The organism is Actinomadura vinacea (assembly GCF_039532545.1).
Classification (GTDB): Bacteria; Actinomycetota; Actinomycetes; order Streptosporangiales; family Streptosporangiaceae; genus Spirillospora; species Spirillospora vinacea.
The window spans coordinates 319,685-345,805 of the sequence record NZ_BAAARW010000026.1 but is presented as its reverse complement, the minus strand read 5'-3'; the positions used below and the strand labels follow the sequence as shown (position 1 = coordinate 345,805).

General features: G+C 70.6%; 23 protein-coding genes. 12 read left to right on the top strand and 11 right to left on the bottom strand.

What is annotated here, in order from left to right; translation table 11 throughout:
• Nucleotides 1-106: 106 nt before the first annotated feature.
• On the bottom strand, nucleotides 107-2,332 hold the full coding sequence (gene dnaA, locus ABD340_RS34730) for a chromosomal replication initiator protein DnaA (protein ID WP_344594822.1): 2,226 nt from the start codon (nucleotides 2,330-2,332) through the stop codon (nucleotides 107-109).
• A gap of 685 nt (nucleotides 2,333-3,017) precedes the next feature.
• Here dnaA and rpmH point away from each other — a divergent pair.
• The 7 genes from rpmH to ABD340_RS34695 all read left to right on the top strand — a co-directional run bounded on the left by rpmH (nucleotide 3,018) and on the right by ABD340_RS34695 (nucleotide 6,645).
• Nucleotides 3,018-3,155, top strand: a complete 138-nt coding sequence (gene rpmH / locus ABD340_RS34725; protein WP_132177956.1) for a 50S ribosomal protein L34 — start codon at nucleotides 3,018-3,020, stop codon at nucleotides 3,153-3,155.
• Between the two features lie 13 nt (nucleotides 3,156-3,168).
• Nucleotides 3,169-3,537 (top strand): ribonuclease P protein component, encoded by a 369-nt coding sequence (rnpA, locus tag ABD340_RS34720; RefSeq protein ID WP_344594818.1) that lies wholly within the window; start codon nucleotides 3,169-3,171, stop codon nucleotides 3,535-3,537.
• A complete protein-coding gene (gene yidD, locus ABD340_RS34715) occupies nucleotides 3,534-3,890 on the top strand; it encodes a membrane protein insertion efficiency factor YidD (protein WP_344594817.1) in 357 nt (118 codons plus the stop codon). The genes rnpA and yidD overlap by 4 nt, the downstream gene beginning before the upstream one ends.
• Nucleotides 3,883-4,869, top strand: coding sequence for a membrane protein insertase YidC (yidC, locus tag ABD340_RS34710; RefSeq protein ID WP_344594816.1), 987 nt, complete (start codon nucleotides 3,883-3,885; stop codon nucleotides 4,867-4,869). Before yidD ends, yidC begins: the two co-directional genes overlap by 8 nt.
• Nucleotides 4,870-4,905: 36 nt before the next feature.
• Nucleotides 4,906-5,391: a Jag family protein gene (locus tag ABD340_RS34705; protein ID WP_344594814.1), complete on the top strand. Its 486-nt coding sequence runs from the start codon at nucleotides 4,906-4,908 to the stop codon at nucleotides 5,389-5,391.
• 490 nt (nucleotides 5,392-5,881) lie between these two features.
• Nucleotides 5,882-6,373: a DUF2975 domain-containing protein gene (locus ABD340_RS34700; protein ID WP_344594813.1), complete on the top strand. Its 492-nt coding sequence runs from the start codon at nucleotides 5,882-5,884 to the stop codon at nucleotides 6,371-6,373.
• The gene (locus ABD340_RS34695) at nucleotides 6,373-6,645 is read left to right on the top strand and encodes a helix-turn-helix domain-containing protein (protein ID WP_344594812.1); all 273 of its coding nucleotides are present in this window, start codon (nucleotides 6,373-6,375) and stop codon (nucleotides 6,643-6,645) included. The genes ABD340_RS34700 and ABD340_RS34695 overlap by 1 nt, the downstream gene beginning before the upstream one ends.
• 113 nt (nucleotides 6,646-6,758) lie before the next feature.
• On the opposite strand, the gene ABD340_RS34690 is transcribed toward ABD340_RS34695, so the two are convergent.
• Complete coding sequence (locus tag ABD340_RS34690) at nucleotides 6,759-7,184, bottom strand: DUF6458 family protein (RefSeq protein ID WP_344594811.1); 426 nt, start codon at nucleotides 7,182-7,184, stop codon at nucleotides 6,759-6,761.
• Between the two features lie 173 nt (nucleotides 7,185-7,357).
• Between ABD340_RS34690 and rsmG the strand changes: the two genes are divergently transcribed.
• The 3 genes from rsmG (at nucleotide 7,358) to ABD340_RS34675 (ending at nucleotide 10,196) form a co-directional block, all read left to right on the top strand.
• The gene (gene rsmG, locus ABD340_RS34685) at nucleotides 7,358-8,011 is read left to right on the top strand and encodes a 16S rRNA (guanine(527)-N(7))-methyltransferase RsmG (protein ID WP_344594809.1); all 654 of its coding nucleotides are present in this window, start codon (nucleotides 7,358-7,360) and stop codon (nucleotides 8,009-8,011) included.
• 278 nt (nucleotides 8,012-8,289) lie between these two features.
• Complete coding sequence (locus tag ABD340_RS34680) at nucleotides 8,290-9,159, top strand: ParA family protein (RefSeq protein WP_344594900.1); 870 nt, start codon at nucleotides 8,290-8,292, stop codon at nucleotides 9,157-9,159.
• Nucleotides 9,156-10,196 carry a ParB/RepB/Spo0J family partition protein gene (locus ABD340_RS34675; RefSeq protein ID WP_344594807.1) on the top strand — a complete coding sequence of 347 codons (1,041 nt, stop codon included), beginning with the start codon at nucleotides 9,156-9,158 and terminating at the stop codon, nucleotides 10,194-10,196. Before ABD340_RS34680 ends, ABD340_RS34675 begins: the two co-directional genes overlap by 4 nt.
• A gap of 1,494 nt (nucleotides 10,197-11,690) precedes the next feature.
• Here the strand turns inward: ABD340_RS34675 and ABD340_RS34670 are convergent.
• Together ABD340_RS34670 and ABD340_RS34665 are read right to left on the bottom strand one after the other, a co-directional pair.
• Entirely contained in the window at nucleotides 11,691-12,632 is a 942-nt protein-coding gene (locus ABD340_RS34670; protein ID WP_344594805.1) for a D-alanine--D-alanine ligase family protein, read from the bottom strand.
• A gap of 133 nt (nucleotides 12,633-12,765) precedes the next feature.
• Nucleotides 12,766-14,088, bottom strand: a complete 1,323-nt coding sequence (locus ABD340_RS34665) for an aminotransferase-like domain-containing protein (protein ID WP_344594804.1) — start codon at nucleotides 14,086-14,088, stop codon at nucleotides 12,766-12,768.
• Between the two features lie 377 nt (nucleotides 14,089-14,465).
• Here ABD340_RS34665 and ABD340_RS34660 point away from each other — a divergent pair, with 377 nt between their 5' ends.
• Entirely contained in the window at nucleotides 14,466-15,083 is a 618-nt protein-coding gene (locus ABD340_RS34660; RefSeq protein WP_344594802.1) for a GNAT family N-acetyltransferase, read from the top strand.
• 261 nt (nucleotides 15,084-15,344) lie between these two features.
• On the opposite strand, the gene trxA is transcribed toward ABD340_RS34660, so the two are convergent.
• On the bottom strand, nucleotides 15,345-15,659 hold the full coding sequence (gene trxA, locus ABD340_RS34655; RefSeq protein ID WP_344594800.1) for a thioredoxin: 315 nt from the start codon (nucleotides 15,657-15,659) through the stop codon (nucleotides 15,345-15,347).
• Nucleotides 15,660-15,712: 53 nt separating this feature from the next.
• Nucleotides 15,713-16,690 carry a thioredoxin-disulfide reductase gene (gene trxB / locus ABD340_RS34650; protein WP_344594798.1) on the bottom strand — a complete coding sequence of 326 codons (978 nt, stop codon included), beginning with the start codon at nucleotides 16,688-16,690 and terminating at the stop codon, nucleotides 15,713-15,715.
• A gap of 368 nt (nucleotides 16,691-17,058) precedes the next feature.
• Between trxB and ABD340_RS34645 the strand changes: the two genes are divergently transcribed.
• Complete coding sequence (locus tag ABD340_RS34645) at nucleotides 17,059-17,628, top strand: dienelactone hydrolase family protein (protein WP_344594797.1); 570 nt, start codon at nucleotides 17,059-17,061, stop codon at nucleotides 17,626-17,628.
• 340 nt (nucleotides 17,629-17,968) lie between these two features.
• On the opposite strand, the gene ABD340_RS34640 is transcribed toward ABD340_RS34645, so the two are convergent.
• From ABD340_RS34640 to ABD340_RS34620, 5 genes are all read right to left on the bottom strand, one after another.
• Nucleotides 17,969-18,784, bottom strand: a complete 816-nt coding sequence (locus ABD340_RS34640; RefSeq protein WP_344594796.1) for an anti-sigma factor family protein — start codon at nucleotides 18,782-18,784, stop codon at nucleotides 17,969-17,971.
• Nucleotides 18,784-19,404 carry an RNA polymerase sigma factor SigM gene (gene sigM, locus ABD340_RS34635; RefSeq protein WP_344594794.1) on the bottom strand — a complete coding sequence of 207 codons (621 nt, stop codon included), beginning with the start codon at nucleotides 19,402-19,404 and terminating at the stop codon, nucleotides 18,784-18,786. Before sigM ends, ABD340_RS34640 begins: the two co-directional genes overlap by 1 nt.
• Nucleotides 19,405-19,806: 402 nt before the next feature.
• A complete protein-coding gene (locus ABD340_RS34630) occupies nucleotides 19,807-21,462 on the bottom strand; it encodes a protein kinase family protein (protein ID WP_344594793.1) in 1,656 nt (551 codons plus the stop codon).
• A gap of 192 nt (nucleotides 21,463-21,654) precedes the next feature.
• Entirely contained in the window at nucleotides 21,655-23,265 is a 1,611-nt protein-coding gene (gene murJ, locus ABD340_RS34625; RefSeq protein ID WP_344594899.1) for a murein biosynthesis integral membrane protein MurJ, read from the bottom strand.
• Between the two features lie 433 nt (nucleotides 23,266-23,698).
• The gene (locus tag ABD340_RS34620) at nucleotides 23,699-26,062 is read right to left on the bottom strand and encodes a DUF6049 family protein (RefSeq protein ID WP_344594791.1); all 2,364 of its coding nucleotides are present in this window, start codon (nucleotides 26,060-26,062) and stop codon (nucleotides 23,699-23,701) included.
• Nucleotides 26,063-26,121: the final 59 nt, after the last annotated feature.

The following is a 26,121-nucleotide window of genomic DNA, read 5'->3' as shown; positions in this document are numbered from 1 at the left end:
CGCGGGCGCCCGATGACGGGCCGGTCGCATCGGCCGGAAGGGCGGCGGGCGCCGCGAAGGGCCCCGGCGCGTGCGGACTGCCGCCGGCGGACTGCCCGCCGTGCGGTCAGCGCTTGCGCGCCTGGTGCTTGATCCGCCCGGTGAGCTCGGTCACCTGGTTGTAGATGGCGCGGCGCTCGGCCATCAGGGAGCGGATCTTCCGTTCGGCGTGCATGACCGTGGTGTGGTCGCGGCCGCCGAACTGCTGCCCGATCTTCGGCAGCGACAGCTCGGTCAGCTCCCGGCACAGGTACATCGCGATCTGCCGGGCGGTCACCAGCATCCGGGACCGCGACGGGCCGCACAGGTCCTCGATCGTGGTGCCGAAGTACTCCACCGTCTGAGCCATGATCATCCCAGCGGTGATCTCCGGGCCGGTGTCGTTGGGGATCAGGTCCTTCAGGACGATCTCCGCCAGCTTCATGTCCACCGACTGCCGGTTGAGGCTGGCGAACGCGGTCACCCGGATCAGTGCCCCCTCCAGCTCGCGGATGTTGGTCGCGATCTGCGAGGCGATGAACTCCAGCACGTCCGGCGGCGCCGCCAGGCCCTCCTGCCGCGCCTTCTTCTGCAGGATCGCGATCCGGGTCTCCAACTCGGGCGGCTGGACGTCGGTGGTCAGCCCCCACTCGAACCGGTTGCGCAGCCGATCCTCCAACGTCACCAACTCTTTGGGCGGCCGATCACTGGAGATAACGATCTGCTTGCTCGCGTTGTGCAGGGTGTTGAAAGTGTGGAAGAACTCCTCCTGCGTCTGTTCCTTCCCCTCAAGGAACTGGATGTCGTCGACGAGGAGAATATCCACGTCCCGATACCGCCTGCGGAAGCCGTCGGCCTTTCCGTCGCGGATCGAGTTGATGAAGTCGTTGGTGAACTCCTCCGAGCTCACGTACCGCACCCGCGCCCCGTTGAAGAGGCTCTGCGCGTAGTGGCCTATGGCGTGCAGAAGGTGGGTCTTGCCCAGCCCGGAGTCCCCATAGATGAACAAGGGGTTGTACGCCTTGGCGGGTTGCTCGGCCACCGCGACGGCGGCCGCGTGGGCGAAGCGATTCGACGACCCGATGACGAACGTCTCGAACGTGTACTTCGGGTTGAGCCGTGCATGCTCCGCGCCGGGGGCGGGACCGCTGCCGGCGCCCGCACCTCCCGCGTTGTGGCCGGCACCGGAGTGCGTATGGACGCCACGGGCCTCGGGCGGGGGCGCCGCCTCCTCGTCACGGAAGCCGCCCTCCCCTCTGTTGTCTCCTCTATATGGAGACTCGTCGCCGCGGTAGGGATCGGCCGCGGAGGCAGAGGCGAAGGAGTCCTCTGGACGACCGCGCGGCGGCTCGTTCTGGCCCTCACCGCCCAGCGGCTGGGACGGCTCTCCGCGCCCTGGACGCGGGGCGCCCAGCGTGCGGTCGTTCAGATGTGAAGGTGCATGACCTTGAGGCCCTTGGGGCGATCCCCCTTGCCCCCCTTGCGGACCCGTTTGCGGGCCACCGCCGTGCCGTCCGCGCGACTCTCCAGGGGAACCGAAGCCTTCTGAGTCGTGCCCCGCACCCATTCCAGGGCCGGAACCGCCCGGCCCACCGGGACCACTCTGACCGCCGGGCCCTCCTGGACCGGAGCCAGGCCCAGGACCGGGTCCGTTGGGCCGACCCATCCCGGGGTAACCGCCGCCCTGCGGTCCACCCACCTGCGAGTCACCGCCCTGGGGACCACGCCTGTCGAACGGGGAGGGCCCCGTACGGCCACCGGGCCCTCCGTAGGAAGGAGGACGGGGGGCGGCCGGATACCCGCCACCGTGCTCGCCCTCGCGCTGCGGCCATCCCCGATCCTCATCCGGAAGGGGATATCCACCGGGAGCCCCGGGGCTGTGGATAGAGCCAGGCTGTGGACGGCCCCCGTACCCCTGCTCAGGGTAAGAACGATCCCCGTAAGGCTGCTCCCTATAAGAGCGGTCTTCGAAAGGCCGGTCGTCGTAGGAGTCCTTATAGGACTGGTCCCCGTACGGCCGTTCCCCATAGGACGGGTCGCCACCGGACGCCGCCGGAGGTTCCGGCTGCACCGTCACAGCGACGCGGATCTCCCGGCCCAGCTCGTGCGACAGCGCCTGCGTGATGAGATTCCGCAGCCTCGTTTCCAGGGCGTCCTTGGCGAACTCGTTGGGCGCGGCCAGCAGCGCGGTGCCCTCGACCAGGGCCAGCGGTCGGACCAGAGGAAGCCAAGCGCGGTAGCTCGGGGGAAGCTCCCCCTCGGAGAGGGCGGTCAGCGTGCGGGTCCAGACCGACGCGAGATCCTGACCGTCCATGCGCAAGGTCCCCTCCCCATCACTCCGTCCCCGGAGCACCTGACTGCCCAGCTTCCCCACGTACGCGACCCGTCTCCAGGAGCTCGCGGAGTCGCGGAAGCCTTACTCTCTCACGAGTTGTCCACAGAGTTGTCCACACGCTGTGCATGACCATCGGAGCCTGTGCAAAAGTCGGTGAACGAGGGGATGGTGCGCACAGACCAGGGATGACGTTCAGGGGGTGAGTCCCTGCCGGCGAAGACGAAATTCGGGGTGGGACTTCAGGAGGATGTGGGGCCGACGCGTACGCCGCAAGCGCCGATCGGCTCGCCCAGGAGACACTAGCGCCCGCCGGGCGGCACTCGCAACACGCATCCCAGAGGTCCGCCCTCGCACGTGGCCCTCCCCACACTTCTCCCGTACCGGCCCGTAAACCGGCTGTGCATGCCCCGTCCGCAGAGTTCTGGAGCGCGCCGGGCGGGGCGTCTCCGTTTGACCAGGGACCCTGATAGCCCGTAACGTTCTGAGGTCGAGTCGCATCGACGGAGATGACGCGTGCCCGCCGTCTCGCCCCTTTTCTCTACTGCGTCGCAGCGGGCGAGCACGGGTGGGCCCCCGCTGCGGGGGACCGGACGCGTCCCTCGATGCGAGACATCGCGCCTCAAGATCAGACCGGATCAGACCGACCGCAGCACTGGAGCCTCGAGTGAGCAAGCGTACTTTCCAGCCGAACAACCGCCGCCGGCACAAGAAGCACGGCTTCCGGCTGCGCATGCGCACCCGCGCCGGGCGCGCCATCCTTTCCTCGCGGCGCGGCAAGGGCCGCTCCCGCATCGCGGTCTGACCAGCCCCCTCACATGCTGCCGTCCGGTCACCGGATGCGGCGGCGGGAGGACTTCACCCTGGCCGTCCGGCGCGGGCGCCGCGCGGGACGGCCAACCGTCGTCGTGCACCTGCTCCGCCGGGACCCCGGTCCCGGCGAGGCGGCGACCCCGCTGGTCGGCTTCATCGTGGCCCGGACGGTCGGCAACGCCGTCGTCCGCAACCGCGTCCAGCGCCGGCTGAGGCACCTGGCCCGCGGGCACCTCGACCGTCTGCCGGAGGGTAGCCTGCTCGTAGTGCGCGCCAATCCCGCAGCGGGAACGGCGCGCAACGATGAACTGGCCGCGGACCTGGAGTCGGCGCTCGACCGGCTGCTGCGGCCAACCTCCAAGGGGCGGAGATGACGAGCCAGCCAGAGGGGCACGCCCCCTCCGAGCCCGGGGCCGGGCGCATCGGCCCCGTGGCCCGTGTGCTGATCCTGTTCGTCCGCGCCTACCGCCGCTTCTTGAGTCCCCTGCTCGGCCAGCAATGCCGATTCCAGCCCACCTGCAGCGCGTACGGCCTGGAAGCCCTCCAGGTGCACGGCGCCCTGCGCGGCAGCTGGCTGACCGTTCGCCGGATCGCCCGGTGCCAGCCGTTCAACCGCGGCGGCTTCGACCCAGTGCCGCCGGCGAAGGGCGCTGCCCCCTCCTCCACCTTCGGCCGCGCGGAGAGCGGCCCCGCCCAAGCAGAGCCCAAGGAGCTGCCCGGTGCTTGATTGGCTGTATTCGATCGTCGCCCAGTTGATCGTATGGATTCACACTGGGCTGAGCGTGGTCGTCCCCAAGGACAGCGGCTGGGCCTGGGGCGGCTCGATCATTCTTCTGACCGTGCTGCTGCGGCTGCTGATGGTGCCGCTGTTCGTCAAGCAGATCCACGCCTCCCGCAAGATGCAGGAACTGAACCCCAAGGTCCAGGCGCTGCGCAAGAAGTACAAGAACGACAAGCAGCGCATGAACCAGGAGGTCATGAAGCTCTACCAGGAGAACGGCGCCAACCCGCTGTCGGGCTGCCTGCCGATCCTGGTGCAGATGCCGGTGTTCATCGGCCTCTTCCAGGTCCTCAAGCAGATCTCGGACGCCAACCCCGGCAAGGGCGTCTTCGCGGTCACCCCCGACCTGGTGCAGAGCGCCCAGAAGGCCAACATCTTCGGCGCGCACATCCCCGACACGTTCCTGACCGCCTGGGGCACCGACCCGCGCAACTGGAGCGCCATCACCGTCACCGCCATCGCCGTGGTGATCAGCTCCTGCACCACGTTCTTCACGGTCCGGGCCAGCATGAAGCGGCAGCCGGTCACCGACGAGAACAACCCGATGATGCAGGCGCAGAAGATGATGGTCTTCCTGGCGCCGCTGTTCGGCCTCTTCGGCCTCGGCTTTCCGCTGGGCGTCCTGATGTACTGGGTGACGTCCAACAGCTGGACCCTCGTCCAGCAGCACTACATCTACTCCAAGTACCCGCCGCTGAGCGTCCAGGGCGACAACGGCGCCACGCCCGCCAAGGGCGGCCCGGCCAAGGGCAAGGCACCCGCGGGCAAGGGCAGCGCGAAGACCACGGCGAACTCCTCCGGCATCAAGGCCAAGCTGAAGAAGGAGCCCGAGCCCGCTCCCGAGCCGGAGCCCAAGGCCAAGGTCGTGCGCAACCAGCCGACCCGCAAGCCGCGGAGCAAGCGCAGCGGCAGCCAGAAGCGCTAGTTTTGACTTCAGTCCTTGTCGAAGAAGGAGATCCCGTTGAGCCAGACCGACACCACTGAGGTCGACGTCCAGGCGCTCGAGCAGGAAGGCGAGATCGCCGCCGACTACATCGAGGGCCTGCTGGACATCGGTGACTACGACGGCGACATCGACATGGACGTCGAGGGCGAGCGCGCCGTCGTCGCCGTGGTCGGCGGTGCCCTGGACGAGCTCGTCGGCAAGCGCGGCGAGGTGCTGGAAGCGCTGCAGGAGCTCACCCGCCTGGCCGTGCACCGCCAGACCGGCAACCGCACCCGGCTGATGCTCGACATCGGCGGCTACCGGGAGCGCCGCCGCGCCGAGCTCACCAAGCTCGGCCAGGACATCTCGGCCGAGGTCAAGCAGAGCGGCGAGGCCAAGCCGCTGGCGCCGATGACCCCGTTCGAGCGCAAGATCGTCCACGATGCGGTGGCGGCCGCCGGGCTGCGCAGCGAGTCCGAGGGCGAGGAGCCCGAGCGCTACGTGGTCGTCCACCCGTCCTGACCCCGAACGCGACCGAGGCCCCGCCCCTGACCAGGGGGCGGGGCCTTTGCCGTTGGGCTGAACGAGTTCCTTGCCCGCGCCGCTGCCACGTCGTAGGGGACCCGGCACGCCCAGCCACCCGGCGCGCCTTGCGGAGCCGCGTTCTGTTGCGCCACGCCCAGGGACACACCTCGCCGGCCTGGACGTGATCCCCGCGAGCGTCCGGGAGACCGGCGACCAGGCGTTGCCCGCCGACCCGCGCGCCGGGCCTTCGTGCTCCTTGAGGTACCGGTGGATGCGGTCCGGCCGCTCGCGGTCCGCTGGGAGATTCGCCAGATCCCTTGTCTGCGGCTTCCGACGGGGTGACATCGGGCACGGCCGTGCTCATCCCGGCCTGGAGCCGGAGCGCTGGTTCACAGGTCTGTACCGAAGTCCTGCCTCCTCGGCCGACCCTTGCCATATCTATCGAATATCGATAGATTCTGATCGTGAATCGATCGAAGGAGTCATCGTGGGAGAGCTGACAGTGCGTGCGCTGCGCGTCGTGCTCGCAGGGGTGCTCGCCAGCACCGTGTTCGTGCAGGCAGTGCTGGTGTGGGTGTTGGTCAGTGGGAGCGACCCGGAGGACGGGTCGCTCCCACTGACCCCGCTCCGCGTGATCGTGCTCCTGGGCGTCGTGGCGGCCCAGGTCGTCGTGGTCTGCGTATGGCGGCTGGTGACGATGGTGCGACGCGGAACCGTGTTCTCCCACGCCGCCTTCCGGTACGTGGACGTCGTGATCGGCGCGATCGCGGCAGCCGCCCTCCTGTGGTTCGCGCTCACGGCCCTCCTGGCACCAGAGCAACGGGACGACCCGGGCGTGACCGTCATCATGGGCGGGATCGGCATGGCGGTCCTGGGGGGCGCGCTCATCGTGCTCGTACTGCGGATGCTGCTCGCCCAGGCCGTCGCGCGCGACATCGAAGCGACGCAGATGCAGGCCGAGCTGGACGAGGTGATCTGATGCCGATCACCGTCGACATCGACGTGATGCTGGCCAAGCGGAAGCTGTCGGTGGGCGAACTCGCCGACCGCGTCGGGATCACCCCCGCCAACCTGGCGGTACTCAAGAACGGCCGCGCCAAGGCGGTGCGCTTCGCGACACTCGCCGCGCTCTGCGAGGCGCTCGACTGCCAGCCGGGAGACCTGCTGCGCTTCGAGGCCGAGGACACCGCGGACGGGAGACATCAGCCGTCGGCAACGGTGGCCAAGGCCGAAGTGGAAGACCGGTCCTAGACGCTTGATCTCAAAGGATCCGGCCGCGGACATGCGGTGAGGGTGTCCAGGATCGTTTTGTGTCGAACAACCTGAACACCCTCAAGGCCGATGCGGATGCTCCGACCTTGCGGTCAGCGGCGGAACGGGGAGCGGCGGCGTGATCCGGTGCGCGTGAGGTTCTCCTTCGCGGGGTCCTGCGCGACCGCAGGATCCTGCGCCACCGCGGGGTCCTGCGCGGAGTGGCCCGTGGCATCGGACTGGACGGGACGCTCAATCACACGTTCGACCCGCTCCACGGGGCGCTCGATGATCCGCTCCTCCTGGACGACCGGCTCCGGCTCGACCTCCTCCTCCACGTAGCCCGGATCGGTACCCGACATCAGGCTCGCGCGCCGGCGCGGCCGCGTGTACTTCACCGTGAACCACATGCTCACGAGACCGACCAGGATCAGGATCCAGCCGACCAGCTGGATGTTGACACCGCTGAGATCGACGTTGAGGGCGAAGGCGAGGATGGCGCCGGTGGCGATGAAAGCGAGACTGACTCCGATCCCCATGGTTTCGGAGCCTCCTTCCGTTCCGGGGGTAAGGCGAACGGCACTCCCGTCCCTGTACCCGGTGGGCCCGGAGTATTCATGGAGCCCCCGCGGCCTGCGGATCCACGAGGTTCCAGTGGGCTCCGTCCGCGTGCTTGTGCGCTGTCCCCGGCATCTGTGGAACGATTCGTTCGGTGGGGATCGAGAGTGAGGTTTTCGGGGACGCGCTGCCGGTCGCGGAACGCTACGCGGCCTTCCTCGCCGACGCCGGGGTGGAGCGCGGACTGATCGGACCGCGCGAGGTCGATCGGCTCTGGGAACGCCACCTGATCAACTGCGCCGTGGTGGCCGAGGCCGTCCCGGACAAGGCCAGGGTCGTCGACATCGGCTCCGGCGCGGGGCTGCCCGGGATCGTGCTGGCGATCGTCCGGCCGGATCTGTCGGTGACGCTGCTGGAGCCGCTGCTGCGCCGGACGACGTTCCTCAACGAGTGCGTGGAGCTGCTCGAACTGCCGAACGTCGAAGTGCGCCGGGCGCGGGCGGAGGAGGTCGTCCAGGAATTCGCCATGGACGTCGCGACCGCCCGCGCTGTCGCACCGCTGGAACGCCTGGCAAAGTGGGCCCTGCCGCTCTTGCGGCCGGGCGGGCAGCTGCTGGCGCTCAAAGGGGAGCGTGCCGCGGTCGAACTGGAAGAGGCACAGCCCGTCCTCAAGCGCTTCGGTGTCCGTACGGCCGAACTGCTCCAAGTCGGGCGCGGTAAGGTCGACCCGCCGACAACGCTTGTCCGTGTGGTCGCCGAAAGCGCGCCCCGACGCGCCAAAGGGTCGAGGAAGAAGAGGTCTTCATGAGCACGGGACCAGGACTGGGCTCCTCCCACAGGCCCCCCGGGCCTGACCGCTCCAGCGAATCCCCCGACGAAGAACCGACCGGTCCGAGCCTGCCCGCCGCGGACGAAGCGGCGGCGCAGCAGACCGGCGAGGAGGGGGAGGCGCCCCCCTCTGGACACGCAATGTGGGGAAGCACGACGTCCGGAACCGCGGAGACCGTCGGCTACGTGCCGACGAACGGCGGCGTCACACAGCCGCCCGGCCCGCGCAGCGGACCATCTCAGGGGGAGTCAGAACTGGTGCGTGAGGCGCTCAAGGACGCGAAGGTTTCACGTGAAACCGCCGTACGGGTCAGACCCGAGCGGCGCGAGAAGGAATGGCCCCGGCCGGACGGCTGCCGGGTGATCACCATCGCCAACCAGAAGGGCGGCGTGGGCAAGACCACCACCTCGGTCAACCTCGCCGCCTCGCTGGCGATGCACGGCGCCCAGGTGCTCGTGGTCGACCTCGACCCGCAGGGCAACGCCTCCACGGCGCTCGGCGTGGAGCACCACGCGGACGTCCCCTCGATCTACGAAGTCCTCATCGAGGACCTGCCCGTGGGCGACATCGTCGTCCCGGCCCCCGAGATCCCGAACCTGCACTGCGCCCCCGCCAACCTCAACCTGGCCGGCGCGGAGATCGAGCTGGTGTCCAAGGTGGCCCGCGAGTCCCGGCTGCGCCGCTCGCTGGACTCCTACGACACCGACAAGTTCGACTACGTCCTCATCGACTGCCCGCCCTCGCTCGGCCTGCTCACCGTGAACGCCCTCGTCGGCGGGGACGAACTGCTCATCCCGATCCAGTGCGAGTACTACGCGCTGGAAGGCCTCGGCCAGCTCATCCGTACCGTCGACCTGGTGAAGGCCCACCTCAACCCGGGGCTGAACGTCTCCACCATCCTGCTCACGATGTACGACGCGCGCACCCGGCTGGCGGCGCAGGTCGCCGAGGACGTCCGCAACCACTTCGGCGACGTCGTCCTCAACACCGTCATCCCGCGCAGCGTCCGAGTGTCCGAGGCGCCCAGCTACGGGCAGTCGGTCATCACCTACGACCCGGGCTCCTCCGGAGCGCTCGCCTACAGTGAGGCCGCCTCCGAGATGGCCCACCGGGGAGCGCCCGAGTGAGCCAGCAGCGACGCGGACTGGGGAAGGGGCTCGGTGCGCTCATCCCGACGGCCCCGCCCGTCCCTCCCGCTCCCGATCCGGGGGACGCCCCCGGCTCGCCGAACGGGACCGCCGGCACGTCCAACGCGCCGAGCGGCGAGACGTCCGGCCAGGAGATGCAGACCGTCGCCGGGGCGCATTTCGCCGAGATCCAGGTCGGCTCGATCCGGCCCAATCCGCGCCAGCCTCGACAGCACTTCGACTCGGACGCGCTGGAGGAACTGGCCGAGTCGATCGGCATCGTCGGGCTGCTCCAGCCGATCGTCGTTCGCCGACTCACCGGGGAAGAGCACGACTACGAGCTCGTCATGGGCGAGCGCCGACTGCGCGCGGCCGGCATCGCCGGCCTGGACGCGATTCCCGCGATCGTCCGGGAGACCGGCAACCAGGCCATGCTCCGCGACGCGCTCATGGAGAACCTCCACCGCCAGCAGCTCAACCCGCTGGAGGAGGCGGCCGCGTACCACCAGCTCCTGGAGGACTTCGGCGCCACCCACGAGCAGCTCGCGTCCCGGATCGGCCGCTCCCGTCCGCACATCACGAACACGCTGCGGCTGCTGAACCTGCCGCCCGTCGTCCAGAAACGCGTCAGCGCCGGCGTCCTGTCGGCGGGCCACGCCCGCGCACTGGTCCCCCTCAAGAATGTCGAGGCGCAGGAGGTGTTGGCGCAGCGCATCGTGTCGGAGGGCCTGTCGGTCCGGACCGTCGAAGAGATCATCGCGGTCCGGACCGTGCAAGAGATCATCGCGATGCGCGAGGTCGAGCACGAGGACGAGAACGAGCCGAAGGCACTGCGCGGGGGCCGCCGCCGCAAGTCCGTAGAGCCCGCCCTGCAGGAGCTGGCGGACCTCCTGTCCGATCGTTACGACACCAGGGTCCGGGTCGACCTCGGCCACAAGAAGGGCAAGATCGTCGTGGAGTTCGCCACGCGGGAGGACCTGCACCGCATCATCAAGGCGATGGCACCCGACGAGAACCTCGCCGAGGACGACCTCTAGCCCTCTCCAGCCGAACGCCCCGAGGCCATCCGGCCCCGGGGCGTTCGCATGCCGCCACCCCTTCAACCACCGCCGCACGCTCCTAAGACCCCTCCCCTGCCCGCAAGGCACGCTGAAGCGGCGAATCAAACGCCGGCATGACTCCCCGCCGAGCCTCACGCCTCGATCGTTGACGGGATATCGCTGGAGCGGCCATGAGTACGCCCATGATCAGTGCGTGAAGACAGGGACGCCCGGCTGCCGACCTATGCCGAGCCGGTCTGCGTCCCGGTGCCGCAGGCCCGGATCGGGCAGCTGCCCTGCCAGTCGGAGTACAACCGGCACCTGCGCGCTGGGCCCGGGTGCTGTGGCGGCCGCCCTGTGGCCAGCCCGGGCCTGGCACGAGAAGCCACGGCTGATGGACGGCACCGCGCTCCCCCACTGTTTCCCGTGAAACATCGCCGCCACTCGCCCCCGTTTCACGTGAAACACCCCCTCCCTGAGACCCGACGTCCGCTCCCCGGGCGCCCATTGGCGGGTGTCGCTCTCGCCCAGAACCGGAGAGCCTGAGCCCTGGCCGCCCCCAAAGGCGACCCCACGCCGAGTGGGCGGGACTGGCCACGGCCCGGCGACCCATTGGCCGCTGCCCTTAAGGCCGCCACACGGGCGGGCTGGCGGGGCGTCTCCTTGGTTTTGCGGACGCCTCAGATGTTGCCTGACTCTCGCGGTGCCCCCGTCACCGCCAACCATAAAGAGGCCCTCTGGCCCGGCACAGAGAACGATCTGCGTCGCCTCTTCGCTTGGTCACGACGGGCCACCCGGTCGGCCTCGCGTGGTCGCCCGCCGACTCCCAGGGCCGCGAAGCGACCGGCCCCATCCCCGGCCGGAACCCGTATCAGGTGCTGCCGCCGGGTCAGACTCCCGGCTTGCCCGTCGGCGTCCGTGCCTGGCCCCCGAAACACGGTCCGTGCCAGCGCGGTCGTGCCGGCTGCCTCTAAGTTGGCGGGTTCGCCTAGCAACACGCTCCGGGGAGCGGCTGGTTCCGCGGGGGCAGCAACGTCGCGAGCGGCCGGGTCGCGGCGAGCGCACTATGGAGGAGGCCTGTGACGGTGAAGATCGCGCTCAGCGCGACGGCGGCCCGGTTGTGGGGTGTCCCGGGCAGCTGCCCCGGAGGGGCGGTCGCTGGGGTGTCTGCGATGGAGCTCAACGTCAGGGGTCAGCGCTCGCGAGTACGTGGGGGAGGGCGGGGCGCGGGCTTGGTCATGTTGTCCCGTGGAAGCTCGACGTTGTGAAGCCCCGGTGGGTGTCTCTGGAAGGTCGTGTTCGCGATTCTGGTCGGCGGCCGCCAGGTTGGTGGGTGGGGCAGCATTTCCCCGGGGAGACCAGGCGGATGTGGTGTTGGTGCCGTATTGGACGGTGCCTCTTGAGAAGGTTGGCTCGGCTTACGAGGGGGGCTTCCTTGGGTGGCGTCGTTCGGGCATGAAGTTCTGCTTGGTCAATGCCTACCGCGATGTTTCACGGGAAACGTGCCAGCAGGAGGTCGCGGCAGACGGTGCCCAGATCCAGGTCGGCGGCTGAGACCGCCAAGGGGAGGAGGCTGGTCTCGGTCATGCCGGGGGCGACGTTGACTTCGAGGAAGTGTGCCTCGCCGGACTCGTCCACGATCAGGTCGGTACGGGAGAGGTCGCGGAGGCCCAGGGCGCGGTGGGCGGTGACGGCGGCGAGGGTGGCGCGTTCGGCGGCCTCGGGGGTGAGGCGGGCCGGGGTGACGAACTCGGTGTCGCCGGAGTCGTAGCGGGCGGTGTAGTCGTAGCGGCCGCCCGGGGCGACGATCTCTACCGCGGGGAGGGCCCGCGGCTCCCCCGCGTGTTCGATGACGCTGACGGCGACCTCGGTGCCGGCAACGTACTGTTCGACGAGGGCGGCATCGCCGTACGCGAAGCAGCCGACCATCGCGGCGGGGAGCTCGCCGGCCTGCCGTACGACGGAGCCGCCGAGGGCGGAGCCGCCGCGGGTGGGCTTCACGAACAAGGGGAGTCCGAGCCGGCGCACGATGTGGTCGAGGACGGATGACGCCCCGAGGTCGTGGAAGACCTCCTTGGGGAGGGCGACGGACGCGGGCGTGCTCAGCCCCGCCCTGCGGACGACCGACTTGGCGCTCGGCTTGTCCCAGGCGACCCGGCAGGCGTCGGGACGGGCGCCGACGTAGGGGATGCCGAGGAGTTCCAGGACGTCGCGGATCGCTCCGTCCTCGCCCGCCGCGCCGTGGAGTACGGGGAAGACAGCGTCCGGAGGGTCCTGGGAGAGGGCGTCCAGGAGCGTCGCGTCGGCGTCGCGGAGTTCGACGGGGACCTCGGCGGCGCGCAGCGCGTCCGCGACCCGGCGGCCCGAGCGCAGCGAGACCTCCCGCTCGTACGACAGACCGCCGGCCAGGACGACCACATGCCCGAGTTCCAATCGAAGCCCCTTGCGTAACAGGCGTCCCAGAGGACGCGACTTGGCTGGTGCTGGGAATCTCAGCCTTCCACCGATGGTTCACGTAGAAACGCGCCGGCTCCAGGATGGGGGAGCCGGCGCGTCTTTTGAACCTTCAGACGACTCCGGGACCAGGGGTGTCGACGCCGGTGGGGGAGGTCGCCTCGACTCCGCCGAAAGTGTCCCGCAGCTGGATCTCCTGCTCGACGACGGCGGCGAGGCGGCGGACGCCTTCGCGGATGCGGTTCGGTTCGGGGTAGCAGTAGGACAGCCGCATGTGCCGGTGTCCCGAGCCGTCGGCGTAGAAGCCCGTCCCGGGCACGTAGGCGACGCGGTCCGCGATGGCCCGGGGGGCCATCGCCTTGGCGTCCAGGCCTTCGGGGAGGGTCAGCCAGACGAAGAAGCCCCCGGCGGGCCGCGTCCAGGTGCAGCCTTCGGGCATCATCGCCTCGAGCGCTTCGAGCATGGCGTCGCGGCGATCGCGGTACAGCTCGCAGAAGTCCTTGATCTGCTCGCGCCACGGCTGGGTGCCGAGGTACTCGCGGACGGCGAACTGGGAGAAGCTGGGGTGGCACAGGATCGCCGACTCGGCGGCCAGGACGAGCTTGGCGCGGATGGCGTGCGGCGCGAGCGCCCACCCCACGCGCAGCCCGGAGGCGATCGTCTTGGAGAACGAGCCGAGGTAGAGGACCCGGTCGGGGTCGTCGGCGCGGAGGGCGCGCATGGGTTCGCCGTCGAAGCCGAGGAGCCCGTAGGGGTTGTCCTCGATGATGAGCACGTCGTACTCGGTGCAGATGTCCAGGATCTGGGCGCGCCTGGCGGTGGTGAGGGTGACGCCCGCGGGGTTCTGGAATGTGGGCACGGTGTAGAGGAACTTGACGCGGCGTCCTTCGCGGCGGAGCCGTTCCAGGGTCTCGCGCAGGGCGGAGGGGATGAGGCCGCCGTCGTCCAGGGGGACGTGCACGATGTCCGCCTGGTAGGACGCGAAGGTGCCCAGCGCGCCCACGTAGGACGGCGCCTCCGCCAGGACGACGTCGCCCGGGTCCACGAAGATGCGGGTGATGAGGTCGAGTGCCTGCTGCGCCCCCACGGTCACGACGACGTCGTCCGCGGACGCTTGGACGCCCTCCAGCGCCATGACCTCGCAGATGCGTTCGCGCAGCAGCGGGTCGCCCTGGGCGGAGGCGTACTGGAGGACCTCGGCGCCGTTGCGCGCCACCAGTTCTCCGACCATCTCCCCTACGGCGTCCAAGGGCAGCGCCGAGACGTAGGGCATGCCGCCCGCCAGGGAGACCACCTCGGGGCGCGAAGCGACCGCGAACAGAGCCCGGATCTCCGAGGCCACCATGCCTGCGGCACGGGCGGCGTAGCGATCGGTATAGGCGTCTGTACGCGAGTGCTGGTTCACGAGGCACCTCCAAGGGTGTTCGGACGTCATTGCAAACTACGACATTGCTGTCAGTGCGACGGGCGGCGCCCCGCTTGTAAGGCTCCGCCCCATCTCTCTGCTTCTTCCTTGGACGCCCATGTCCGGGCCGGGGACGACCGCCGCCTCCAGATGGGGCGCATTCTTTACCGTTGCGGCGACCGCCCTGGGCCCTGATGGGAGGCTTTCGCGCGTCCGTGCCGCCCGCCGGGGGAAAGCCCCCTGTCCGATACGATGCCCGAGGGTCCCGGAGTGTCGCCGGGAATTCCGCGATGTGGCGCTCCGCGCGAGAACTCACGTACACCAGAAGAGCTCGCCCGCCGGTCCCCGCTCACGCGCCACCGAGGACGCGGGACGGACGGGTGGGGCCTCAGGGGGGTGCAGATCCGGTGTCGCGTCGCCTCGTCAACATCACACTGGACAATCTGGACGATCTACCGCACCGTTGCCGCCGCTGCGTCTTCTGGGAGCTGGATCCGGTGAGCGGGGACCGCGCCGTCGGGGCCGGCGACCCGGACCTGGAGAAGGAGGCGTGGATCTCCTCCACGCTGCTGGAGTGGGGCAGCTGCGGCAAGATCGTTTATGTGGACGACGTGCCGGCGGGTTTCGTGCTCTACGCGCCGCCGCTGTACGTCCCGCGCTCGGTGGCCTTCCCGACCAGCCCGGTGAGCGCCGACGCGGTGCTGCTGATGACCGGGCACATCGTGCCCGAGTTCGCGGGCGGCGGGCTCGGCCGGATGCTCGTCCAGGGGGTGGCCAAGGACCTCACCCGCCGCGCGGTGAAGGCCATCGAGGCGTTCGGGGATCTCAAGGGCGAGGAGGGCGGGTGCATGGTCCCCGCCGACTACCTGCTTTCGGTCGGGTTCAAGACCGTCCGGCCGCACCACCGATACCCCCGCCTCCGGCTGGAGCTCAAGTCGGCACTCTCGTGGCGTGAGGACGTCGAGGTGGCCTTGGAACGTCTCCTTGGCTCCATGACCCCGGAAGGCGCTCTCCGTCCCGTCTGAGGCCCGCTCAGTCCCTCCCAGAGGCCCCCGCCCCGTGTTCGGCCACGGCCGTCCGTCCAAGCCGCCGTCCCTTGCCGTTGGCTCGGGTCGGCTGCCGGCGGTGAAGCAGGAAGATCAATCCCCTGCTTCAGCCGGGGACGGCGCAACGGGCGCTCTCGTGGAAAGAGCGCAGGGCCCGTGCCTGTGGTGGCACGGGCCCTGCGGAATCGCGCTCGCCGCGGGAGGACGAGGTCGCGAAGCGGAGAGGAGAGACGGGACGGGTCAGACGAACTCGCCGAGCTCGCGCAGCAGCGCGGCCTTGGGCTTCACGCCCTGGATCTGCTTGACGACCTCGCCGTCCTTGTAGACGTTCAGCGTCGGGATGCCGAGGATCTGGTATTTGGCCGGGACCTCAGGGTTCTCGTCGATGTTGAGCTTGACGATCTCGAGCTTGTCCCCGTGCTCGGCGGCGATCTCCTCCAGGATCGGGGCGATCATGCGGCACGGTCCGCACCACTCCGCCCAGAAGTCCACCAGGACGGGCTTGTCGCTCTTGAGCACCTCGGCCTCGAAGTCGGCGTCGGTCACGGCCTTCATGACATCTCCTCACTGTGTTTCCCGGCGGGCGGATCCCCGTCCGCCGGGCCTGGTCAGCCCTGGTGGGACAGTTCCTTGGGGGGCTGCGGCACCGTCTCGGCGGCGTCCCGGTCCTGCAGCCAGCGTTCGGCGTCGATGGCGGCGGCACAGCCGCTGCCCGCGGCGGTGACGGCCTGGCGGTAGATGTGGTCGACCACGTCGCCGGAGGCGAACACCCCGGGGATCTTGGTCTTGGTGGTCGGGGCCTCGACCAGCAGGTAGCCGTCGGCGTCGGTGTCCAGCTGGCCGGCGAACAGCTCGCTGCGCGGGTCGTGCCCGATCGCGATGAACAGCCCGGTCACGTCCAGCCGGCTCTCCTCGCCGGTGACGGTGTCGCGCAGCTGGACGCCGGTGACGCGGTCGTCGCCGTGCACCTCGACGACCTCGCTGTTCCACCGGAAGGTGATCTTCTCGTTGGCCAGCGCCCGATCCTGCATGATCTTGCTGGCGCGGAGGGAGTCGCGGCGGTGCACCACGGTCACCGAGCGGGCGAACTTGGTCAGGAAGATCGCCTCTTCCATCGCGGTGTCGCCCCCGCCCACCACGGCGATGTCCTGCTCGCGGAAGAAGAAGCCGTCGCACGTGGCGCACCACGACACGCCCCGGCCGGACAGCCGCTTCTCGTTCTCCAGCCCGAGTTCGCGGTAGCCCGACCCGGTCGCGATGATCACGGTGCGGGCGCGGTAGACGTCCTCCCCGACCTTGACGACCTTCGGGTCGGCGGCCAGATCGACCTCGGTGACGTCGTCGGCGATCAGCTCGGCGCCGAACCGCTCGGCCTGCTTGCGCAGGTTGTCCATCAGGTCCGGGCCCATGATCCCGTCCGGGAAACCGGGGAAGTTCTCCACGTCGGTGGTGTTCATCAGCGCGCCCCCGGCGGTCACCGAACCCTCGAACACCAGCGGCCGCAGATCACCCCGGGCGGCGTAGACGGCGGCGGTGTAGCCGGCGGGGCCCGAGCCGATGATGATGACGTTGCGGACGTCGCTCACTGTTCTGTGCCTCTCCTCTGTTCACCTGCCGGCCGACTCTTCACGGCCGCCGCGGGGGCGTTCCGCCTCCCGTGCGCCCCGGCCTGCCAGTCGCGTCAACCGATACTAGGGCCCGGTGATTCCCGACCTGCCCGACCAGGCCGTGTTTCAAAGTCCCGGCCTACGGTGCTCGCCTGGCGGCTCGCCCCTAACCGGGCCTTGGCGAGCGCGACATCGCTTCGCGATCTGCCCGATGACGCTCGCGCCTCCGGCATCGCCCCACCGGCCAGGCAACGCGCTCGCGCGGCACCTGAGGCCTGACATTGAGACACGCCCTGGGCCCTTCGGCGCGGTTCGGACGCCTCCGAGACCCGCCGTAGGCTGAGCCCATGGCGTCGATTCTCCTCCTCCATTCGATGTACGGCCTGCGGCCCGCCGTGCATGACGCGGCCGGGCGGCTGCGGGCGGCCGGGCACGAGGTGCACGTCCCCGACCTGTACGACGGCCGCGTCGTCGACACCCCCGAGGCGGGCATCGAGCTCAAGGAGGAGATCGGCCGGGACGAGCTGCTGCGCCGCGCGGTGGCGGCCGCCGCGCCGCACGCCGACCAGGGCCTGGTCTACGCGGGGTTCTCGCTGGGCGGCTCGATCGCGCAGAACCTCGCGCTCGCCGACGGCAAGGCGCGCGGCCTGCTGCTCATGCACGGCACGTCCGATCTCGCGGACGACGCGTCCACCGAGATCCCGGTGCAGCTGCACGTGGCCGACCCCGACACCTACGAGCCCGTCGACTGGCTCAACGCCTGGTATCTCCGGATGCGCCGGGCCGGGGCGGACGTGGAGGTCTTCCGCTACCGGGGCGCGGGCCACCTGTTCACCGACCCGGACCTGCCCGACCACGACGCCGAGGCCGCCGAGCGTGCCTGGACGATCGCCCTGGGCTTTCTAGCGGATCTGTGACCTGTACTGGGACCGCCGCCGTCCGGTAGCGTGATCGATCGTTCACGGAGTGGTCATAGGGAGGTCCCGCGGTGACCGCTCGCCCGTAGGCCGGTCATGAGGGGATCGCTTGGGTGGATTTTCCGAGCGTGCCCTGGGCCGATGGCCATGACGCTCGGCAGGGGTACGCCTTGACATATACCGGCCGCGCGGATTCGGGCGGCCGGGCCGCGCGGCCGCCGTCCCACACGAGACTTCATGCGGGACGGCGGCGCGCACGCACGCTAGGAGGGAGACGGGGTCACATGGGGGCGGTGACACCGTTCCACGGACGGCCCTTCGGCCGCTCCGGCGTGGACGGTCAGCCGCGGCGGGTCGCCGTCAGTCGTTTCAGGAGCTTGGCGTCCTGGGCGGAGCAACCCGGCCCGACGACCCAGATGTCGAGGGTGTTCGACGACGATCCAGGGGCCGCTATCACGGTCGCGGGGGCTCCTTCGTACTTCGCGGCGTCCACCAGGCTGGGCGACCGGCCCGGTGCGATCTTGCCGACGCATCCGGTCAGGGCGCCGTCGGGTGGACGGCCGGTCTTGGCGCGTTGCTCGCCGTGCTGCTTCTTCAGGACGCCGTCGACCTGGCGGTCGAGGGTGGCGGCGCGGTAGTGGGTGCCGGTACGGGAGACCTGGTAGCCGGTCTGCGCGGACGCAGGACCGTCGGGGGGAGCCACCAGGGTGCTCTTGGTCGGCTTTTTCTCGTTCTGGCCGGAGCCACGGTCGTTGTTGTCCGAGATCGGGGCGCCGGCCGTGCCCTGGTGCTCGTTCGAGCCGCCCAGGACCAGGGAGCCGATCATTCCACCGCCACCGAGCACGATCACCGTCGCGGCCGCGGCCGACATGATCCGCCAATGCCGTCGGCCGCGTCTGCGTTCCAGGCTCACCACGGTGGCGTTGTTCAGCGACTCGGCCGCGATGGCCGAATCGATGCGTGACGCCAGCTCGGCGGGCATGGACGGGACGGGTGCCTCCGCCAAGAGCTGGGAGACGTCCGCAAGGTCGGCGGATCGTTCCCGGCACTCGGCGCAGGCATCGAGGTGCTCGCTGACGGAGGCGGCCATATCGTCTTCGAGGAGTCCCTCGGCCAAGTCGGCCAGGGTCTCGTAGTCATAATGCGCGGGGTTCATTAAGGCATGCCACCTCCTTCCACACCTCCGACGTTCCTGGGGTCCCTACGGTTCCTGTGGTGCGTCAGAAGGGGGGCCAGCCTGGCGCGCCCGCGCGCGCACCGGCTCTTGATCGTTCCGGGTGGTACCTCCAGCACCTGGGCGGCGTCGTCGACCGAGTAGCCCATCATGTCGACCAGGATCAGCGCGGCGCGCTGCTCGAACGGCAGCTTGGCCAGCGCGGCGTGCACGTCCAGTGAGACCCCGTGCGCGTCGGTCGGGTCGGGCATCTTCGGCGCGACGGCGTCGAAGGTGGCGTCGTCGCCCATGGGAGTGGCGGGCCGTACGGACTTGCGGCGGATCCGGTCGAGGCAGGCGTTCACCACGATGCGGTGCAGCCAGGTGGTGACGGCGGCGTCGCCGCGGAACCGGCCGGCCGCGCGGAACGCCGAGAGGCAGGCGTCCTGGAGCGCGTCGGCGGCCTCCTCCGGGTCGCCGAGCGTGCGCAGCGCGACCGCCCACATCCGGTCGCGATGCCGCTGGACGAGGGTGGCGAACGCGTGCGGATCCCCCTGGGAGTGGCGCGCGAGCAGTTCCTTGTCGGGAACCCCGTCCACGTGCCGCATGCTCACTGACGTCATGAGCGGCCGTCCTCGCGTGCGCGCGAGCCGGGCAACGCCGGGTACCTGCGATCGATCTTGCCTGGTCGCGTCGACACCGCTGAAATCCTGTGGGGAGGGGACATGATGCTCACAGGCACGATACCGACATGCGACACTTCCCGGGACAGATCATACGACGGGGAACAGGGCTTTTCCGTGCCCCGGCGGCCGTCCGGCGGCGCTCCGAAGGGCTTTCGCGGGTGCGCCGGCTTCCTGCGAACCGGTGGTCGCGGGTACGGTTCCGCCGTCGTCGCGCCGCCGCGGGCGGCGGGCACGCGACAACCAGGCAGATGATCACTGCCCGCGCAATGTCCCGTACCTACGGTGATCTACGCTCCTCGTGCTTCGGTGCGGATGAATTCCCTCGGCCGCGGACCGGCGTCAGCCCCCGGCGGAGCCGTAGACCGCGATCTCGCTGATCTTGCCCTTCAGGCTGGACGGGAGCTTGGTGAACCAGACCAGCACGTAGCGGCCGCGGGCCTGCGCCTTGACGTTGATCGTGTTCTCGCCCGGGATGGTCGTATGGCTCCCCGCCGGAGTGAGGGCGCTCGGGGTGTCCTGGTCGCCGATCTTCACCTGCAGGATGCCGCCGCCGTCGGGGACGTTGACCTTGACGCTGCTGACCTGGACGGGACGGCCCATGTCGAGGGTGACGCCCAGGCCCTCGGCGAGGTTGCCGAAGTTGACGTCGGCATAGGACTGGGTGTCCCACGTCTTGCCGGTACGGCCGTCGTTGATCGCGTCGAGGCGCTTTCCGATGGTGGTGTCGGTGCGGCCCCGCTTCGACTGCTGGGCCGCGGTGACGTTCTGCACGGTGAGCTTGGTGGGCTGCGGCTTCGCGGCCTGGGACTGCCGGCCCTTGCCGGTGCCCGGCGGGGTGGCGCCGCCCTTGTCGCCGTCGCCGCTCGTCAGCGCCCAGGCGCCGAGACCGACGATGACGGTGAGCGCGGCCGCGGCGACGCCCAGGAGCGCCCGGTTGCTTGAGCGCGCAGGGGGCCGGGCCGCGTGGATACCGTGCCCGGCGTGCTGCGCGGGAGCGGTGCGCTGGGGCGCCGGAGCGGGCTGCGGCATCGCGTGCCGGCGCTGCTCCTGGCGGGACGGGCGCTGCTGGCGCTGCCGGTTGGGCTGCTCGCGGGGACGCGTGGGCGGGCCGTCGAGCCGGCGGGTGCGCTGGGCGCCCTCGTCATCGCCCGCCCTCGGCGCCGGCGGCGCGGGATGGTTGTTGGCCAGCCCGGCGAACAGCGGCAGCGGCGTGCGCGGCACGCCCCGCAGCGCCTTGGCGAGCTCGGCGGGCTCGGTCAGCGGCTCCTGCCCGGGCACCTCGATGCCCAGGCAGCGGCAGACGATCGAGTCGACGGCGAACGGCACGCCCGCCTGCACCTGCCGGGGCGCCATGGGCGGCTCGCCGTCCTCCCCCGATCCCCCCGGGGACGCCGGCGGGGCGGCGGGCAGCGACGACCGCTCCGGCTCGCCCGGCCAGTGCGCGGTGAGCGCGGCGTACAGCATCGCGCCGAGTCCGCGGACGTCCTGAGCGGCGGGATCGTCGGCGTCGCGGTCGGCCAGGACGGCGTCGGTGGCGATGCCGAGCACCTTGACGGTGCCGCCGGTCGTCCAGACCAGATCGCGCGGGGACAGGCACAGGTGGGCCAGGCCCGCCTCGTGCGCCGCGGTGATCGCCTCGGCCGCCTCGTACAGCAGCGTCGCGGCGCGGCCCGGCTCCAGCGGGGCCTTGCCGAGCATCTGCTCCAGGGTCTCGCCGGCGACCCACTCGCTCACCACGTAGGCGCTCTCGCCGCTGTCGTCGGCGTCGAACACCTGGGTGAGGCGGGGGTCGGTGAGCCGGCTGGCGGCGCGGGCGGAGGTGACCACCTCGGCGATGCGAGGGAAGTCTTGGTCGAAGGTCCGGACGGCCACGGCGCGAGCCAGGATCTCGTCGATGGCCTTCCAGAGACAGGAGCCGCCCGAGTCGCTGATGCGCTCCTCGAGACGGTAGCGACCGGCGAGGCGTGTGCCTGGCTCGATGACGGACGTGCTCACAGCATCCTGCACAGGTGGTCAGATCCCATGTTCGTGGCGTGGCAGCTTACGCCTCCGACCCTCCTTTTGCGTTCCCCAGGGTGTCGCCCCGCAAGCCGTAGTCTCCAACATGGTAGTGCTTACTCTGTTCGACGGCTGCCTTATCGGGGCGCGTCCTGTGTACTTTGCCAGGCGTCCCCCCGGCGACCTGGGTCAACCCCGTCCGGGCAACCTGCGTGTCACCATCGAAAGCATGGAGCCGACCTCCTCCACCCGCAGCATCCGGGCGAAGGCGAGATAGAGCAGGCCGCCGCCGGCGCTGCCGACCACGAGCGCGACCAGGCCGGTGAACAGGCCCGTGCCGAACGCCGCGTCCAGGACCGCGTGCGTCGCGTACGCGAACCCGATCAGCGGCCACAGCGCGACCACCACCTTCAGGTACGAGACGAAGATCCGGCGCCCGTCCATGCCGCCCAGCCGGCGCCGCAGGACCGCCCAGCCGAGCACCGCGCCGGTGGTCTGCGCGATCGCGAAGCCGCCCGCGATCCCCACGATGATCTTCTCGGTGGGCAGCACGGAGTAGGCGGTCAGCGCCATCGCGATGTTGGTGATCACCACGCCGACCCCGATGAACGTGGGCGTGCGGGTGTCCTGCATCGAGTAGAAGACGCGCAGCATCAGCTGGTACGCGGCGAACGGCACCAGCGCGATCGCGAACATCCGCAGCACGTCCGCGATCACCTGCGCGTTGGCCTCGGTGGTCTGCCCGTGCGCGAACAGCACCACGGCGATCTCCGAGGCCAGCACGCCCATCAGCCCGGCGGCGGGCAGGATGACCACCGAGCACAGCCGCAGCCCGCTGGAGAAGTCGTCGCGGACCTCGGCCATCCGGCCGCCGGCGGCGTGCTCGCTCATCCGCGGCAGCAGCGCGGTGATCACCGAAACGCCGATGATCGCGTACGGCAGCTGGAAGAGCTGGTAGGCGTTGAAGTACGGGGTGTACCCGACGTCGCCCAAGCCCTCCTTGCGGCCCAGCACGCCTGCCGCGTTCGCCAGCCGGGTCGTCACCGCGAACCCGATCTGCGTGATGACGACGTAGGTCAGCGTCCAGACCGCCATCTTCCGGATCTGGCCCAGCTCGCCCTTCTTGAAGTCCAGCCGCGGCCGCCAGCGGAACCCGGAGCCGCGCAGCGACGGCCACAGCGCCAGCGTCTGCAGCGTCATGCCGCCGATGGTGCCGCCGGCCAGCAGCGCCACCTGCCCGTCCGTGATCGAGTCCGGCGACACCCGGCCGCTGGCGACCAGCAGGAACGCGGCGGCGGTGCAGCAGATGACGATGTTGTTGAGGATCGGCGCCCACATCGGCGCGGCGAACCGCTTGCGCGTGTTGAGGATCGCGCCGGAGAACGCGCTGACGCCCAGGAAGAAGATCTGCACCGCGAACAGGCGGGCGAACAGCACCGCCAGATCGCGTTGCGCCCCCTCCATCGCGTCGCCGTAGATGGAGATGAAGACCGGACCGAGCGCCACGGCCGCGGCGGTCATCAGCGCCAGGCCGAGGACGGCGAGGGTGAACAGGCGCTGCTCGTAGCGGTCGCCGTACGCCTCGTCCCGCTCCCGGGCCCGCACGATCAGCGGCACGACGACGGCCGTCAGAATGCCGCCGAGGAGCAGGTCGTAGACGATGAACGGGACCGTGTTGGCGGTGTTGTAGGCGTCCGCGAGCGCGCCGGTGCCGAGCGCCGCGACCAGCATCGCGGTGCGCAGGAACCCGGTGACGCGGGACGCGAGCGTGCCGACCGCCATGATCGCGCCAGACCGCAGCAGCCCGGACGCCCGCCCGCCGCCGCCCGCGGGCTCGGGAGGCGTGTCAGGGGTGCCCGACTCCGCCGCCGCGTCCGGCGCACCGGAATACGGCTCGGGCGGCGTACCAGGATGCGTGGACGGCCAAGCAAACGTCTCAGCCCTCTCAGGCCCACCCTGGCCGCCGCCGGGGCCAGGATGCCCGCCCGGACCAACCTGCCCGCCGGGCCCGCTCTGCGGGCCCGGGCCTTGCCAGCCACCTTGGCCGCCGGGGCCGCCGGGACCAGGGTGACCGCCTGGACCGGCCTGCCCGCCGGGCCCACCTTGGGGCCTCAGGCCTTGTGGGCCGCCGGGGGCAGGGTGGGGGCTCGGGGTGCTCCAGGTGGTCTGGCTTCCTGGGGGTGGGGGGACCTGAGGGCTTTCCCAGGGGCTGCCGCCTCCAGGGAGGGGGAAGTCAGTGCGAGTTGCCGCTTCGGTGCCGGCCGGTGGTCCGGTCGGGGTCCCCGGCGGCCTCGGGGGGTACCCCTGGCCCGTCGGCGGCGGTGTCCCCTGCGGGGCCGGACGGTGGGATGGATCCGGGGGGCCCTGAGGGGGCTGGGGCCATTGCCGTGTCTCCTGGCCTTCCGCCGGAGGGGGGCCCGAAGGGTGCCGGCCCGGAGCCGGTGGACGGTCCTCCGGGTTCTCCGGTCGCCGCTGGTTCCACTCCGGTCGATCCGTCACCGGCTGCCTCCGCTTTCCGGCGGCGCCTTGCTCTCATGGCCCGCACTCCGACGCCCACGAAGAGTACGGCAAGTCCGCCGCCGGTGATGAGCAGCGCCAGCTGCCCGTAGCCGGTGACGCGGACCGTGATGACCTTGCTGTGGAAGGCGCGGTTGTCGTCCGACCGCAGCCGCACGTTCACCCGCACGTTGCCGTTGCCGGCCGCCCGCACCGGGATCCCGCGGGTCTGCTTCTGCCCGGGGGCGAGCTCGATCACCTCGTCCTGCTCGTCCCGCCGCCCGATCTGCAGCCGGGCGCTGTTCTCCGGGACGACCTCCAGCCGCACCCTGATCGCCTGGTTCGGCAGGTCGTTGACGACGGTGATGGGGATCCGGCCGGAGCTGCCCGCCAGCGAGACCCGGCTGTTGCCGGTGGTGATGATGCGGACCTTGCCGATGTCGCTGTCGAGGCGTTCCGACAGCGCCTGCCGGGCCATGACCGCGCGCTTGTAGTTGCGGCCCCGCCAGGCGGTGGACTCCATGCGGAGCACGGCGCGCCGGTACGTCATCGTGACCGGTTCCACCATGACCGAGGAGAAGCGGGCCGCGCGCCGGGAGATCTCGGCCACCCGGTCGAGATAGGACTTGCCCAGCTCGTAGGCCTCCATCTCGTCGGGGTAGTTGCGGTAGACCCGCTGCTGCGGGGCCGCGTTCGCGATCCGGTCCAGCGGGGTCTCGGCCATCCAGTCCGCTTTGGCCGTGTAGTTCAGCAGGTTCTTGGCGAACGCCGGCGAGGGGTTCCAGCGCCGGTCCGGGACGATGACCAGGGACCGCGCCAGCACCGGCGCCTCCGCGGTGATCATCGCGGTCTCCGCCAGGAACCGCTGTTCGGCCAGCACGGCGGCGCCCGGCGACCGGGTGTCGGCGCTGACGATCCTGTTGAGCGTCTCGTCGTACACGACGGTGCGCTTGGGGCCCTCCTTGGTCTGCAGCCGGGTGGTGGCGCTCGGCGTGTAGCCCTGGGTCGGGTCGGCGAACGCGGCGCTGCTCATCAGGAACGTGCCGTTGCCCAGCCGGCCCAGCTTGCTCAGCTCGTTGAGGGTGTCGGGGCCGGCCATTCCGGACGGCGGCCAGGCCATCTGCACGGGCGGGCGGCCGAGGGCCTGGCTCGCGACGCTGCTGTTGGCGTAGGCGATCCCCAGATGGTTGGACATCTTGTTGCGGACGAGCGCGACCGCGTCCGGGTCGGCGTAGGGCAGCACGGAGTACGGGTCGGTCCTGGACGCGGTCTTCAGCGAGTTCAACCAGGTGGCGGCGACGGTGCTCTTGGGCTTGCGGGTGCTCTCGGTGCTGCGCGGCCCCTTGACCCGGTACGGTCCGGCGGCCATCGTCTGGACGTCGTCGATCAGTGCCGGGTCGATCGACCAGGTGACCGGCGTGTTGGTCTGCTGGGCGGCGTCGACCAGACCGCTCAGCCGGCCGCCCGGGGCCAGGTCGGTGGCGAGCCGGTCGTCGAGGAAGGTGTCGTCGGTGGCGCGGTGCTGCCGGTCGACCATCGGCCAGACCCAGCCGACCGACAGCGCCTTGAAGTCGCGCTGCTTCCCGACGAAGGTGATGAAGGTGTTGACGCCGGCGAGGACCTGGCCGGCCTGGTTCACGACCTCCACACCGATCGGGTAGACGCCGAAGGACTGCAGGCCGATCGCCGTGGTGGTGGTGCCGAGCGAGAACGGGGCCTTGCCGCCTGCGCCGGCGGCCTGCGGGAGCGGCTTCTGCGCGGGCCGGCCCTGTAGCCAGGACGGCTGCCCGGCGGCGTACTGGGCCAGCTGGTTGCGGCTGGTCATCCGCTGCGCGGAGGTGCGCAGGCGGACCGACAGGCCGGGCAGGGCCTGGCCGGAGCGGTTCTCGACCGTCCCGGTCAGGGTGATCTTGGACTGGGCGCCGGTCGGGCCGGCGGTCTTGGGGGTGACCTGGCCGAGCACCAGCGACACCGGGGACCGTTCGCGCGACTGGCCGCGGGCCGCGGGCTCGGTGGGCAGCGCCCCGACGGCCGGGGCCGTGCCGACCGTGACGCAGGAGAGCAAGGCCGCCGCCGCGACCGCGCGTAGGACGGTTCTCACGCCATGTCCGCCCGCGGCGAGCAGGCCGCCTGTGGACAGCTGGCGTCGCTTTCCCGCAT

Coding starts and splice junctions, on each gene's coding strand:
- dnaA (WP_344594822.1), bottom strand. CDS start 2,332: ATGGACGGTCAGGATCTCGCGTCGGTCTGGACCCGCACGCTGACCGCC.
- rnpA (WP_344594818.1), top strand. CDS start 3,169: ATGCTGCCGTCCGGTCACCGGATGCGGCGGCGGGAGGACTTCACCCTG.
- yidD (WP_344594817.1), top strand. CDS start 3,534: ATGACGAGCCAGCCAGAGGGGCACGCCCCCTCCGAGCCCGGGGCCGGG.
- ABD340_RS34695 (WP_344594812.1), top strand. CDS start 6,373: ATGCCGATCACCGTCGACATCGACGTGATGCTGGCCAAGCGGAAGCTG.
- ABD340_RS34690 (WP_344594811.1), bottom strand. CDS start 7,184: ATGGGGATCGGAGTCAGTCTCGCTTTCATCGCCACCGGCGCCATCCTC.
- ABD340_RS34665 (WP_344594804.1), bottom strand. CDS start 14,088: ATGACGTCCGAACACCCTTGGAGGTGCCTCGTGAACCAGCACTCGCGT.
- trxA (WP_344594800.1), bottom strand. CDS start 15,659: ATGAAGGCCGTGACCGACGCCGACTTCGAGGCCGAGGTGCTCAAGAGC.
- ABD340_RS34645 (WP_344594797.1), top strand. CDS start 17,059: ATGGCGTCGATTCTCCTCCTCCATTCGATGTACGGCCTGCGGCCCGCC.
- ABD340_RS34640 (WP_344594796.1), bottom strand. CDS start 18,784: ATGAACCCCGCGCATTATGACTACGAGACCCTGGCCGACTTGGCCGAG.
- sigM (WP_344594794.1), bottom strand. CDS start 19,404: ATGACGTCAGTGAGCATGCGGCACGTGGACGGGGTTCCCGACAAGGAA.